The organism is Ruegeria sp. F11 (genome assembly GCF_056533855.1).
Map to the genome: position 1 here is coordinate 159,518 of NZ_JBQFOW010000011.1, position 14,134 is coordinate 173,651.

The 14,134-nt window shown below is 60.8% G+C and carries 11 protein-coding genes; 8 read left to right on the plus strand and 3 right to left on the minus strand.

Annotated elements, in window-relative coordinates; all coding sequences use genetic code 11:
* Positions 1 to 12 precede the first annotated feature (12 nt).
* The 7 genes from ACR0NJ_RS16110 to ACR0NJ_RS16140 all read left to right on the plus strand — a co-directional run bounded on the left by ACR0NJ_RS16110 (position 13) and on the right by ACR0NJ_RS16140 (position 10,808).
* Positions 13 to 447 (plus strand): GFA family protein, encoded by a 435-nt coding sequence (locus tag ACR0NJ_RS16110; RefSeq protein WP_480818148.1) that lies wholly within the window; start codon positions 13 to 15, stop codon positions 445 to 447.
* A complete protein-coding gene (gene gltB, locus ACR0NJ_RS16115) occupies positions 444 to 4,976 on the plus strand; it encodes a glutamate synthase large subunit (RefSeq protein WP_480818149.1) in 4,533 nt (1,510 codons plus the stop codon). Before ACR0NJ_RS16110 ends, gltB begins: the two co-directional genes overlap by 4 nt.
* Before the next feature lie 185 nt (positions 4,977 to 5,161).
* Positions 5,162 to 6,124 (plus strand): Hint domain-containing protein, encoded by a 963-nt coding sequence (locus ACR0NJ_RS16120; RefSeq protein WP_480818150.1) that lies wholly within the window; start codon positions 5,162 to 5,164, stop codon positions 6,122 to 6,124.
* A 39-nt stretch (positions 6,125 to 6,163) separates the two neighbouring features.
* Complete coding sequence (gene mtgA, locus ACR0NJ_RS16125) at positions 6,164 to 6,898, plus strand: monofunctional biosynthetic peptidoglycan transglycosylase (RefSeq protein WP_480818151.1); 735 nt, start codon at positions 6,164 to 6,166, stop codon at positions 6,896 to 6,898.
* A gap of 58 nt (positions 6,899 to 6,956) precedes the next feature.
* The gene (fzlA, locus tag ACR0NJ_RS16130) at positions 6,957 to 7,622 is read left to right on the plus strand and encodes an FtsZ-binding protein FzlA (protein ID WP_480818152.1); all 666 of its coding nucleotides are present in this window, start codon (positions 6,957 to 6,959) and stop codon (positions 7,620 to 7,622) included.
* 72 nt (positions 7,623 to 7,694) lie between these two features.
* Positions 7,695 to 8,732, plus strand: coding sequence for a tRNA epoxyqueuosine(34) reductase QueG (gene queG, locus ACR0NJ_RS16135; protein ID WP_480818153.1), 1,038 nt, complete (start codon positions 7,695 to 7,697; stop codon positions 8,730 to 8,732).
* Between the two features lie 72 nt (positions 8,733 to 8,804).
* Positions 8,805 to 10,808 (plus strand): hydantoinase/oxoprolinase family protein, encoded by a 2,004-nt coding sequence (locus ACR0NJ_RS16140; RefSeq protein ID WP_480818154.1) that lies wholly within the window; start codon positions 8,805 to 8,807, stop codon positions 10,806 to 10,808.
* A gap of 33 nt (positions 10,809 to 10,841) precedes the next feature.
* On the opposite strand, the gene msrA is transcribed toward ACR0NJ_RS16140, so the two are convergent.
* From msrA to ACR0NJ_RS16155, 3 genes are all read right to left on the minus strand, one after another.
* Entirely contained in the window at positions 10,842 to 11,351 is a 510-nt protein-coding gene (gene msrA / locus ACR0NJ_RS16145) for a peptide-methionine (S)-S-oxide reductase MsrA (protein WP_480818155.1), read from the minus strand.
* Positions 11,348 to 11,797: a peptide-methionine (R)-S-oxide reductase MsrB gene (msrB, locus tag ACR0NJ_RS16150; RefSeq protein WP_480818156.1), complete on the minus strand. Its 450-nt coding sequence runs from the start codon at positions 11,795 to 11,797 to the stop codon at positions 11,348 to 11,350. Before msrB ends, msrA begins: the two co-directional genes overlap by 4 nt.
* A 94-nt stretch (positions 11,798 to 11,891) precedes the next feature.
* Complete coding sequence (locus tag ACR0NJ_RS16155; protein ID WP_480818157.1) at positions 11,892 to 12,770, minus strand: DMT family transporter; 879 nt, start codon at positions 12,768 to 12,770, stop codon at positions 11,892 to 11,894.
* Between the two features lie 461 nt (positions 12,771 to 13,231).
* On the opposite strand from ACR0NJ_RS16155, the gene ACR0NJ_RS16160 reads away from it, so the two are divergent.
* Complete coding sequence (locus tag ACR0NJ_RS16160; protein ID WP_480818158.1) at positions 13,232 to 14,086, plus strand: hypothetical protein; 855 nt, start codon at positions 13,232 to 13,234, stop codon at positions 14,084 to 14,086.
* The last annotated feature ends 48 nt before the right edge of the window (positions 14,087 to 14,134 follow it).

The window sequence follows — 14,134 nt, forward strand, 5'->3', positions numbered from 1 at the left end:
CAGGAGGCGCAGATGCCCGAATTGCAAGGCCAATGCATGTGCGGCGCGGTCACCGTGACTGCGACCCCAGCGCAAGACGAACTGGGCGCGTGCCACTGCGATCAGTGCCGCCGCTGGACCAGCTCCATGTTTATCGCGTTTCAGGCCGAACCCGGATATGCCGCGCTGGGTCCGGTGAAAACCTTCACCTCGTCCGACTGGGCCGAGCGCGCCTTTTGCGCCGAGTGCGGATCGACGCTGTGGTACCGGCTCACGCTGCCCGGCGAGATGCACGGGCAGACACATATCGCGGCGGGCCTGTTTGATGACACAGGCCATGCGCTGGAACTAGAACTCTTTATCGACAAAAAGCCCAACGGGTACGCGTTCGCGGGCAAGCATCGGCAGATGACGACAGCCGAATTCGAAGCCATGTTCGCTGAGCCGCAAGAAGGAGACAGCCAATGACCAAATATGATGCCGATTGGGTGCGGGCCGAAGAAGCCAAACGCCAGTGGATGGCCGAAAACGGTCTCTATTCCGAGCAGGAAGAGCATTCCTCGTGCGGTGTGGGTCTTGTGGTTTCGCTGGACGGCAAGAAAAGCCGCAAGGTTGTGGACGCAGGTATCGACGCGCTCAAGGCGATCTGGCACCGCGGAGCGGTAGACGCAGATGGCAAGACCGGCGACGGGGCGGGCATCCATGTGCAGATCCCGGCCCGCTTCTTCTATGACCAGATTCGTCGCACCGGCCATGAGCCGAACATGGATGAGCTGGTCGCGGTTGGTCAGGTTTTCTTGCCCCGCACCGATTTCGGCGCGCAGGAACAATGCCGGACCATCGTGGAAACCGAAGTTCTGCGCATGGGCTACTACATCTACGGCTGGCGGCATGTGCCGGTCGATGTGACCTGTCTGGGCGACAAGGCCAATGCGACCCGGCCCGAGATCGAGCAGATTTTGATCTCGAACTCCAAAGGCGTGGACGAAGAGACGTTCGAGCGGGAGCTTTATGTCATTCGCCGCCGGATCGAAAAGGCCGCTTTGGCGGGCGGAATCTCCGGCCTCTATCTGGCTTCGCTGTCCTGCCGGTCGATCATCTACAAGGGCATGATGCTGGCCGAGCAGGTGGCCGTATTCTACCCCGACCTGATGGATGAGCGTTTTGAGTCGGCCTTTGCGATCTACCACCAGCGCTATTCCACCAACACCTTCCCGCAATGGTGGCTGGCCCAGCCCTTCCGTATGCTGGCGCATAATGGTGAGATCAACACGCTGAAGGGCAATATCAACTGGATGAAAAGCCATGAGATCCGCATGGCGTCGGCCAGCTTCGGTGACTATGCCGAAGACATCAAGCCGATCATCGCTGGTGGGTCGTCGGATTCGGCTGCATTAGACTCGGTTTTCGAGGTTCTGGTGCGCGCGGGCCGGTCCGCGCCCATGGCGAAAACCATGCTGGTGCCGGAAAGCTGGTCAAAGCAGGCGGTCGAGCTGCCGCAGGCGTGGCGCGACATGTATTCCTACTGCAACTCGGTGATGGAGCCATGGGACGGCCCCGCCGCCTTGGCGATGACTGATGGTCGCTGGGTTTGCGCCGGTCTTGACCGCAACGGCCTGCGCCCGATGCGTTATGTGGTCACCGGCGACGGTCTGGTGATCGCCGGATCCGAGGCCGGAATGGTCCCGATTGACGAGGCCAGTGTGACCGAAAAAGGTGCCCTTGGGCCGGGTCAGATGCTGGCCGTGGATATGAAGAAGGGCAAGCTGTTCCGCGACAAGCAGATCAAGGACAAGCTGGCGCGGGCGCTGCCGTTTGGCGAATGGGTCGGTAAGATTCACGATCTGGACGAATCCCTTGCCGGAGTGGTTGAAGCACCAATCTACACAGGTGAAGAACTGCGCAAACGCCAGATTGCGGCCGGTTATTCGATTGAGGAGCTGGAGCAGATTCTGGCCCCGATGGCCGAGGATGGCAAGGAATCGCTGGCCTCGATGGGCGACGATACGCCCTCGGCGGTTCTGTCCAAGAAATACCGTCCACTCAGCCATTTCTTCCGGCAGAATTTCAGTCAGGTGACCAACCCGCCGATCGACTCCTTGCGCGAATACCGGGTGATGTCGCTGAAAACCCGGTTCGGCAACCTTAAAAACGTGCTGGACGAAGACAGCAGCCAGACCGAGATCGTAGTGCTGGAAAGCCCCTTTGTCGGCAACGCGCAATGGGACAAGCTGGTCGAAAACTTTGACGCGCCGCTGGTCGAGATCGACTGCAGTTTTGAGTCGGGACGTAGCGCGCTGAGCGCTGCTTTGGCCCGTATCAGAGCCGAAGCCGAAGAGGCCGTGCGTTCCGGCGCGGGGCATCTGGTGCTGTCCGATACGAACTCGGGCGCGGGTCGGGTTGCGATGCCGATGATCCTGGCGACCAGCGCGGTGCATTCGCACCTGACGCGTCAAGGTCTGCGGACCTTCTGTTCGCTGAACGTGCGCTCGGCGGAATGCGTCGATCCGCATTATTTCGCGGTCCTGATCGGCTGTGGCGCGACCGTGGTGAACGCCTATCTGGCCGAGGATTCGCTGGCGGATCGGATTGATCGCGGATTGCTGGATGGGACGCTGACCGAAAACGTCGCGCGCTATCGCGAGGCGATTGATCAGGGCTTGCTCAAGATCATGGCCAAGATGGGAATCTCGGTGATCTCGTCCTATCGCGGCGGTCTGAACTTTGAGGCCGTGGGCCTGAGCCGCGCCATGGTGGCCGAGTATTTCCCCGGCATGACCAGCCGGATTTCTGGGATCGGCGTCACCGGCATTCAGGCCAAGGCCGAGGAGATTCATGCTAAAGGCTGGGACAGCGGTCTGGACGTGCTGCCCATCGGCGGCTTCTACAAGGCGCGCAAATCGGGTGAGACCCACGCGTGGGAAGCGACCTCGATGCATATGATGCAAATGGCCTGTAATCGGGCCTCATATGAGCTGTGGAAGCAATACTCGGCCAAGATGCAGTCGAACCCGCCGATCCATCTGCGCGACCTGATGGATTTCAAACCGCTGGGCAAGCCGGTGCCGATTGAAGAAGTCGAATCGATCACCTCGATCCGCAAACGGTTCGTCACGCCGGGCATGTCGCTGGGCGCGCTGTCGCCCGAGGCGCATAAGACGCTGAACGTGGCGATGAACCGGATCGGTGCGAAATCCGACAGTGGCGAGGGTGGGGAAGACCCGGCGCATTTCGTGCCGGAGCCCAATGGCGACAATCCTTCAGCCAAGATCAAGCAGGTGGCCTCGGGCCGGTTTGGTGTCACCGCCGAATATCTGAATCAGTGTGAAGAGCTTGAGATCAAGGTCGCTCAGGGTGCAAAACCCGGTGAGGGTGGCCAGTTGCCCGGCATGAAAGTCACCGACCTGATCGCGCGTCTGCGGCATTCGACCAAAGGCGTGACGCTGATCTCGCCGCCGCCGCATCACGACATCTACTCGATCGAGGATCTGGCGCAGCTGATCTATGACCTCAAGCAAATCAACCCGCGCTGTAAGGTGACGGTGAAGCTGGTGGCGTCTTCGGGCGTAGGCACGATTGCTGCCGGGGTCGCCAAGGCGAAAGCGGATATTATCCTGATTTCGGGTCACAATGGCGGCACAGGCGCGTCGCCCGCGACCAGCATCAAATATGCCGGCCTGCCGTGGGAAATGGGCCTGACCGAGGCGCATCAGGTTCTGGCGATGAACAACCTGCGCGACCGCGTGACCTTGCGCACCGATGGCGGCCTGCGGACCGGTCGTGACATCGTCATGGCAGCGATGATGGGGGCCGAGGAATATGGCATCGGCACCGCCGCGCTGATCGCGATGGGCTGCATCATGGTACGTCAGTGCCAGTCGAACACCTGCCCGGTTGGTGTGTGTACGCAGGACGAATCCCTGCGCGCCAAGTTCACCGGCAACGCCGACAAGGTCGTCAACCTGATCACCTTCTACGCGCAGGAAGTGCGCGAGCTGCTGGCCAGCTTGGGTGCGCGCTCGATTGATGAGATCATCGGGCGGGCCGATCTACTGGCGCAGGTTAGCCGCGGCTCGGCGCATCTGGACGATCTGGATCTGAACCCGCTGCTGATCACTGTCGATGGCGCGCATGACATCGTCTATAACCGCGACAAGGATCGCAACCCGGTGCCCGATACGCTGGATGCCGAGATCGTGCGCGATGCGGCGCGGTTCCTGAAAGACGGCGAGAAGATGCAACTGTCTTACGCGGTGCAGAACACGCACCGGACGGTGGGAACGCGGGTTTCCAGCCATATCGTGCAGAATTTCGGGATGCGGAACACCTTCCAGGACGACCATCTGCATGTGAAACTGCAGGGCTCGGCCGGTCAGTCGCTGGGGGCCTTTGCGGCACCCGGTCTGAAACTGGAAGTGTCGGGTGACGCCAACGATTATGTCGGCAAGGGCCTGTCCGGCGGCATGATCGTCGTGCGCCCGCCGCAGGTCAGCCCGCTGAAGGCCGACGACAACACGATCATCGGCAACACCGTGCTGTACGGTGCCACCGACGGCCACCTGTTTGCGGCGGGCCGCGCGGGTGAGCGGTTTGCGGTGCGCAACTCGGGCGCGAAAGTGGTGATCGAGGGCTGTGGTTCGAACGGGTGTGAATACATGACCGGCGGTGTGGCGGTGATCCTCGGCGATATCGGGGCCAACTTTGGCGCAGGCATGACCGGCGGCATGGCCTATCTTTATGACCCGGACGGCAAGGCTGAGGCGCTGATGAACATGGAAACGCTCGTCACCTGTCTGGTGACGGTGGACCATTGGATGGATCAGATGAAAACTCTGATCGAACGCCACGCGCAGGAAACCCATAGCCGCAAGGCCGCCGACATTCTGCAGCATTGGGATGTTGAAAAATCCAACTTCCTGCAGGTCTGCCCGAAAGAGATGCTGAACAAACTGAGCCATCCTCTGACAGCCGAAGCTGCGGCCGTTCCTGCCGAATAGGCTCTGATACGGGCAAAATCCAAGCCTTGCGTGTTTGAAATGACACGCAAGGTTTACTTTTGGGCGCGTAACAGCTGCCCAATTCTTGCCCGGCGTAGCCGAAAACACCTAGCTTTGGTCATAGTTTGTTCAGGAATTGCAGGCAGCCTGCAATCCGGCGGATGTGAGTGAAGTGGAGTTGTCGGATGCCAACGACCTATACGGACCAGTTTTTTGTGCTCGACCCGGCCAATCCGGGGGCGAACGGGACGGTGGTTGGCTCTACTCTGACGGTGCAGAGCTTTGACATTGTCGATCAGAATGACGACGGGTTGATCAACCGGCTTGGCGGCGCAGGCGTTGGGGATTCGGTCGACGGCTCTGACATTACGGCGACTTATTTCGACGACATGGTGACGGTGCAACTGAGCGACGGGTCGCAGGTCACATATACGGGCGTCACCTTCTATCTGGCCGACGGGCGCGAGGTGTTTACCCCCTCGGGCACTCAGGTTCTTCAGGACGGTACGTTTGTGTCCTCGTCCATCACCGATACCAGCGATACCGGCGCGTCCTTTGGCTCGGTGGATATCGCGGGCGGTGACCTTGGGCCGCCCTGCTTTACACCGGGCACCATGATTGCCACGCCGGACGGAGAACGCCCGGTTGAGGCGCTGAAACCCGGCGATCTGGTTCTGACCGCCGATAACGGGCCGCAGCCCCTGTTGTGGATCGGCAAAACAACTGTGGTGGCCGAGGGCAAACTGGCCCCCGTGCGCTTCGAGGCCGGGGTTCTTGGGTTGGACCGCCCCCTGATCGTGTCACCGCAGCACCGGATGCTGATCGAGGATTGGCGCGCCGCGCTGCATTTTGGCCATGCCGAGGCGCTGATTGCCGCCCATTGCCTGGTGAATGGCGAGACCGTCACGCGGGTCGAAGGCGGCGAGGTCGAGTATATCCACCTGCTGTTTGCCCAGCACGAAATCATCATCGCCAACGGGGCAAAAAGCGAAAGCTACTATCCAGGCCATGCGGTTTCGCGGCCCGAGCGTGAGGTGCAGGCCGAAATATTCCGCCTGTTCCCGGAATTGCGTGCCCGCGACCCGGTCCTGCCGGAAACCGCCCGCCCCGTCGTGCACCCGCGCGAGGCGCGCGCCATCGCGATTTAAGCCGTTTCAAACCCGCGTAGCCCGTCGTATAGCTGGACCATGGCAAAGAAGGCAGCCCGCAAATCTCGCGGTAAAAAAAGTAAGGCATCCAGCAGGAAAATCCCATTGGTGAAACGCGTTCGCCGCTGGGTGATGCGCGGTGTTTTTGGCGTAGTGGTCTTTGTTGTGGCGCTCGTGCTGCTGTATTCCGTTGTGAACCCGCCGATCACCCATACAATCTGGTCCGAATGGCGGCGTCTGGGCAAGGTCGAGCGGGATTGGGTGCCGATTGAAGAGATCTCTCCGATCATGGCGCGGTCGGTGGTGGCGGCTGAGGATGCCAATTTTTGCCTGCATTGGGGGTTTGACGTCGAAGCCATCCGGGACGCGCTGGAGGATGGCGGCAGTCGCGGTGCCTCGACCCTCACGCAGCAGGTGGTGAAGAATGTGTTCCTGTGGCAGGGCCGCAGTTGGGTGCGCAAGGCGCTGGAAACCTCGATCACGCCGGTTGTCGAAATCTTCTGGAGCAAGCAGCGTATCCTTGAGGTTTATCTGAACGTGGCCGAAACCGGCACCGGGCTGTTCGGGGTCGAAGCAGCGGCCAGCAAGAACTTCAACACGAGCGCGGCAAAATTAACCTCGGTCCAGGCGGCGCGGATCGCGGCCATTTTGCCCTCGCCCCGCAATCGGTCGGTCACGGACCCATCGGTTCGGACCCGTCGTCGGGCTGCGTCGATTCTGGACGGGGCGGCCACCATCCGCGCAGATGGTCGCGCGGATTGTTTCGAGGATTGAAACCACCGCCCTGCCAAGGCTAAAGCAGAAGAGTACTCATTGGTTCGATTGGAAGCTCATGGCGCGTCTGTTTCACGTCCCCCTCTCCCCTTACTGCCGCAAGGTCCGTCTGTCGCTGGCGGAAAAGAAGATCGAGGTTGAGCTGGTCGAGGAAAGGTACTGGGAGCAGGACCCCGATTTCCTGCGCCGCAATCCGGCGGGCAAAGTGCCGGTGCTTCGGCTGGACGGGCATACGATGTCGGAAAGCACCGCCATCTGTGAGTATATCGAGGAAACCCGCCCGGAGCCGCCCCTGATGCCCAAGACCCCCGAGGCGCGGTTCGAAGTGCGCCGGTTGGTCGGCTGGTTCGACGACAAGTTCCACCACGAGGTTACCTCGAAGCTGCTCTATGAGCGGGTGAACAAGAAGGTGACGGGTGAGGGCTATCCGGACAGCAAGAACGTCAAGGAAGGCGCGCGGGCGATTAAGTACCATCTGGATTACATGGCCTGGCTGCTGGACCACCGGCGTTGGCTGGTGGGGGATCAGATGACGCTGGCCGATTTCGCGGCAGCCGCGCATCTGTCGGCGCTGGATTACATCTCGGATGTGGACTGGAACCGCTCGCAGGCGGTGAAGGATTGGTACGCCAAGATTAAGTCGCGGCCTGCGTTCCGCTCGATCCTGGCGGATCAGGTGCCGGGGTTCCGACCCCCGCCCCATTACGCCGATCTGGATTTCTGATAGGTTAGAGGGGGGGGGCTGTCTGCCCCCCATCGCGCAGGCGCGCTTCCCCCCGAGGATATTTGTGGACAGATGAAGAGCGGATCGGAGTTGAAGGAAAGGCTTGTGCAACAGGCCCTTTCCGAGGGGTTTGTGGCTTGCCGGATATGCCGTCCTTGGGATGTGCCTGAGGTGCCCGCGCGGTTGGAGGCGTTTTTGCAGGCGGGCTATCATGGGCAGATGGGGTGGATGGCAGAGCGGACCTATTGGCGCGGCGATCCGGCGGTGCTGTGGCCCGAGGCGCAGTCGGTGATCATGCTGGCCGAGAGTTATACGCCCGAGCATGATCCGACCGGGGTGTTGGCGCATCCGGAGCGGGGGGCGATCTCGGTTTATGCGCAGAACAAGGATTACCACGATCTGGTCAAAAAACGGCTGAAGCGGCTTGCGCGGTGGTTGATTGCGGAAGCCGGGGGTGAGGTTAAGGTGTTTGTCGATACCGCGCCGGTGCCGGAAAAGGCGTTGGGTCATGCTGCGGGGCTGGGCTGGCAGGGGAAGCATACCAATCTTGTCAGCCGGGATTGGGGTAATTGGGCCTTCATAGGCTCTGTTTTTTCCACTGTGGACTTGCCGACGGATATGGCTGAGGTGGATCATTGCGGCTCGTGCCGGGCGTGCCTGGACAGTTGCCCGACGGATGCGTTTCCGGCGCCTTATCAGTTGGACGCAAGGCGCTGTATTTCGTATCTGACCATTGAACATAAAGGGCCGGTTGACGAAGACTTGCGGGCGAAGCTCGGCAACCGGATTTACGGCTGCGACGATTGTCTGGCCGCCTGTCCCTGGAACAAGTTTGCGGTTGCCGCCAGTGATATGCGGTATGTCGCGCGGGATGACCTGAAAGCACCGTTGCTGGCGGAGCTGGCGGTTCTGAGCGATGCAGAGTTCCGGGCAAAGTTCTCGGGCTCGCCGATCAAGCGGATCGGGCGGGACCGGTTTGTGCGCAATGTTCTTTATGCCATTGGCAACTCGGGCCGGGCCGAGTTGCGGCCTGTGGCGCAGTCGTTGACCGATGATCCTGATCCAACCGTGGCGGATGCGGCGCGCTGGGCGGTGAAACGGCTGGCCTAAGTGCCGCAAACAGGCTGGACGCGCCGGTCGAAACCGCTACACCCATGTCCAGCGAACAGATGGGAGGACCCGATGGCTTTGGCTTTGGGGGTGGATACGGGCGGCACCTATACCGACGCGGTTTTGATCCGGGATGAGAGTGAAGTGATCGCCTCGGCCAAGTTCCTGACCACGCGCGCGGATCTGGCGATTGGGGTGGGTAAGGCGATCCGGGCAGTGCTGAATGAGGCGCAGGTGTCTCCGCAGGATATCTCGATGGCGTCGCTATCGACGACCCTGGCCACAAATGCGCTGGTCGAAGGGCAGGGCGGGCGTGTGGCGCTGATCTATGTGGGGTTCCGGGACGCCGATCTGGAGAAGCACGGGTTGAAGGAGGCCTTGAAGGGCGACCCGGCTTTGGTGATCGCTGGCGGGCATTCCCATGCCGGAGGGGAAAAAGCGCCGCTGGATGTGGCGGCGCTTGACGCCTTTTTAGACTCTCACAAAGGTATTTCCGGCTTTGCAGTGGCCGCGCAGTTCGCTACGCGTAACCCGGCGCATGAGCTGGAGGTGGCGCGGATCATCCTCGACAGGACCGGTGCGCCGGTCACCTGCTCGCACCATCTGTCAGCCAAGCTGAACGGGCCGAAGCGGGCGGTGACGGCTGTGTTGAATGCGCGGCTGATCGGCATGATCGACCGGCTGATTGGGCGGGCGCAAGATACGTTGCGCGACCTTGGCATTGATGCGCCGATGATGGTGGTGCGCGGCGACGGCGCGTTGATGAGCGCCGAGCAGGCCCGCGAGCGGCCGATTGAAACCATCCTCAGCGGTCCGGCGGCCTCGATTGTCGGCGCGTGCTGGCTGACCGGGACTGAGACGGCGCTGGTGTCCGATATTGGCGGCACCACCACCGATGTGGCGTTGATCCGCGATGGCAAACCGGCGATTGATCCCGCGGGCGCGCGGGTTGGCGGCTTTCGGACCATGGTCGAGGCTGTGGCGATGCGCACCCATGGTCTGGGCGGTGACAGTCAGGTGCATGTGGTGACCGAAGGTCTGGGTGGTGGCGTGTTTCTGGGCCCAAGGCGGGTGTTGCCGGTGTCGCTGATCGCCTCGGAAGCGCCCGACGTGGTGCATGCGGTTCTGGATGAGCAACTGCGCGCCACAACGGTTGGGGAGCATGACACCCGCTTTGCCCGGCGCGTTCCGGGCATCCGCACCGACGGGATCGGCACGCGTGAGGAGGCGTTGCTGGACCGGCTCGGCGATCGAGTTCTGCCGCTCAGCAGCCTGTTGCGAACCCGTATAGAACACGGTTCGCTGGGGCGGTTGGTGGATCGGGGGATCGTTCAGGTCTCGGGTATCACGCCGTCGGATGCCAGCCATGTGCTGGGTCGGCTGGATAGTTGGGACGGGGATGCGGCGCGCAAGGCGTTGGAACTGATTTCGCGGCGACGCGTGGGAACCGGCGATATGCTGGCCAGCACGCCCGAGGAACTGGCGCAGATGATCGTGGATCAGCTTACGGAACAGACCAGTCTGACCCTATTAGAGACTGCTTTTGCGGAGGAGGCTGAGGATTTCGGCATTCCCCCAATGGACCTCGCCCGGCATGTTCTGACGCAAAAAGGTCTGGCGCAGCATCGTGGATTGCTGGCGCTGGATGCCGCGCTGAATGTGGATGTGGTGGGGCTTGGTGCCTCTGCCCCAAGTTACTACCCGGCTGTCGGGGAACGGCTGCATTGTCGGATGGTGCTGCCCGAGCATGCCGGGGTCGCCAATGCCATCGGAGCGGTTGTCGGGCGGCTGACGCTGCGCCGGTCTGGCACCGTCACCTCACCGGTCGAAGGGCGCTATCGCGTGCATCTGGAGGACGGTCCACAAGATTTCACCTCGGCTGATGAGGCGTTGGGGCTGTTGGAATCCGTGTTGCGGCAAGAGGCGGAAGGCGAAGTGCGCCAGGCCGGGGCTGCGGATATCCGGGTCGTCGTGGACCGCGATATCCGAACCGCCCGGATCGAGGCGCAGGAGATTTTCGTCGAAGCGCTGATCACGGTTGAGGCCAGCGGCAGGCCTAGGGTTGCGACGGGTTAGCCCCTCTCGCCCGGGCGAAAGGGGCGGGGCGCGTTATTCCGCCGCGCTGCGCTTGGGCAGGACCCAGCCGGTGCGCGGGAAGTGGCAGGTGTAGCCGTTGGGGATGCGCTCCAGATAGTCCTGATGTTCCGGCTCGGCCTGCCAGAAATCGCCGACGGGTTCGACCTCGGTCACAACCTTGCCGGGCCACAAACCGCAGGCGTTCACATCGGCGATGGTGTCCAAAGCCACCTGTTTCTGGGCGTCATCGAAGTAATAGATGGCCGAGCGGTAGCTCATCCCGATGTCGTTGCCCTGGCGGTTCACCGTGGTCGGGTCGTGAATCTGAAAGAAGAACTCCAGCAGTTCCCGATAGGTGATCTTGGCAGGATCAAAGAAAATCTCGATCCCTTCCGCATGGGTGCCGTGGTTGCGATAGGTGGCGTTGGGCACATCCCCGCCGGTATAGCCGACGCTTGTGCGGGTGACGCCGGGCAGCTTGCGGATCAGGTCCTGCATGCCCCAAAAGCAGCCCCCGGCAAGAACGGCGCGATGTTCGGTCATTGGATGCCCTCCACATGGATCAGAAATTCGCCATAGCCTTCGGCCTCCATCTGGTCGCGATGGATGAACCGCAGCGCGGCAGAGTTGATGCAGTAGCGCAGCCCGCCTTGGTCGCGCGGGCCGTCCGGGAACACATGGCCCAGATGGCTGTCGCCGTGTTTCGACCGCACCTCGGTCCGGATCATACCATGGGTCGTGTCCCGGAACTCTTCCACATGTTCGTGAATGATGGGTTTGGTGAAGCTGGGCCAGCCACAGCCGGATTCGTATTTGTGGGTCGAGGCAAACAGCGGCTCGCCCGAGACGATGTCCACATAGATACCCGGCTCCTTGTTGTTCAGATGCTTGCCGGTGCCAGGCCGTTCGGTGCCGCTGTGCTGGGTGACGCGGAATTCCTCGGGTGAGAGGGCGGCAATGGCCTCGGGGGTTTTGGTGTATCGGGTCATGGCTCCTCCGATTCCTTTGGTTTGCCACAGTAGATGGGGTTCGGCGGGCGAAAGCAAAGGCTTGTTGTGTAACCTCGCGCAGACGTGCGGCGGATCAGGCCGGTTTTGGCGCAGGTTGGCGCGACAATTGCACCGCCAGAATGCCCAGCGTGGTGATCAGAACGCCTGTCAGGTCCAGCGGGCCAAGTTTTTCGCCCAGCAGGATGGCGGCGATGGTCACGCCGAAAACCGGGTTAAGAAAGTGGAAGGTCGCGGCGCGGATCGGACCGATGCGATCCAGCAGCAGGAACCAGATCAGCGTGGCCAGCAGACCCGGAAACAGCGTGGTATAGGCGAAGGCCACCGCAAAGGGCAGGGTCAGGTGGATATGGATCGTCTCGAAAACCGGGGCGACAACGAACAGGATGGCCGAGCCCACCAGCATCTGCAGCCCCACCACCATCATGAAATTCCCGCCCGAGGTCGCGCCCCGCACCGCCAGCGTGGCAAAGGTCAGCGCCAACGCGCCAATTCCGCAGAGCAGGACGCCGAACAGATCGACACCGGCGCTGATCCGGCTGCTCATGATCAGGGCGACCCCGGCAAACCCCGCCAGCAGGCCGAGGATGCCCAGCGGGCGTAACCGCTCGCCCAGCAACAGCCACCCGGCCAGCGCCACCAGTAGTGGCATGGTCGAGGCGATGATGGCCGCGACCGAGGCCTCGACCGTTTGCATCGCATAGAAATTCAGACCCAAATAAAGGGCATTCTGGCAAATCCCGAACAGGATTGTGGCGCGCCACTGGCCCGGCGTCAGGCGCCAGCTTTGCCCCATGGCCCGGGCAATCGCCACGCCCAGCAGCCCCGAGATCAGAAACCGCAGGGCCAGCGAAAACAACGGCGAGGCATCCGCCACGATGATCCGGGCCGAGGTAAAGGCCGAGGACCAGATCAGGGCAAACACAAGCCCCATGGCAATGGCGCGCAGATCCATGCAGGCCCCCTTGGTTGGTTTGCCGGGACTGTTTCTGAATTTCGTAAGCTCTGCAAGCGGCTGGTTGTTGAGGGTTGGGTGGGTGGTTTCGAAAGGATGCGTGTAATGTCGCTGGCGTAGGAGGTACTTGAACACCCGCTTTGCGGACCAGAGCGGGCACTTGCTTCGCAGGTATCAATGTCCGTTTTGGTCACATCGGCAATGATTGCTGGCGACAACTATCGCCCCCCAATCAGAAACGAACAACGAAGTCCTCAGGATTCTTCAAGCCAACGGAAATAAATGGTTTACGACCAACGGACACTTGTCAGGCAGTAGGGTGTGTGGCGAAGCACGGCGACTGGTCCATAGACACACCTACCTCTCAAATGGAGCTTCACCCGGAGAGACGAATATCGTTGCAAAGGTGTAATCCCTGTTCTCTTATTAGTTGTTGAAAACTAATATCGGATTCCTTTTGGATGAACGCTGCACGCACCTTAAAATACCTTCTCGTCGTTGGTGTGATCTCTTTTTCTTGGTGGCTTGGAACGACGGATGAAACAGCTCTTGGATTGAAGCCGAGCGACCTCTATGGTTTTGCCGGACCACTCTTTATCTTTTTTCTACTATTTAATTTTATTGCATTTCTTCTGGGCCTCTTCCTCCCCTACCTCTTTATTGCCGGTACTACCGCCGTATTGATTGCATGGTGGAAAGCCGGACAAAAATGGAGGTGGTCATCAGAACGAGTTTCTCTTGTCTTCGCAGGGGCCGCTTCGGCGTTCAGTTTGTTGACTGGCATTGGCCAACCACTGCACTTAGCCTTCGCGGCAATTCTGATCGTGATTTTCACAAGACGGACCAAGGGTCGTCCTGTGTTGCACTGGATCGATGCGTTTCGCAAAGTGGAAGTCGTCTTTCTCACAATCGCTGTCATGTGGCTCTTGCCTGATTGGAATTGGGACAGGATTGAACTAAGGGATCGGTCCCTTCGAACTGAAGTTGAAATCCCACCCTATGCAACGCGATATGCCCTGGAAATGGACGAAGCTGCGATGGATGCGGCGGAACGATTTCCCGACCCGCAATCGTGTCTCGTGAACGAACAAGAGAACTCGAAGCCACCTGCGTCGTTGCGGATGGATTGGACGAAGATCCGCCAAACCAGCGAAGCTGAAGTGTGTATTTTTCGGGTACTGTCAGCCTCGGGCGGGATCACGGCGTCCCGCAGCTTCATGGAAGCGCAAGGATTTTCGATGCGACAAGACAGTTTTAGCCTTGAAAATCCTTATGTGGAACCGCGTGACGGCGCACTGCGCATTTCGGCATCGTAGTCAATTCGCAATGATGGGCCAAAGTTTCCCACACGTGGAGTCTTAGAC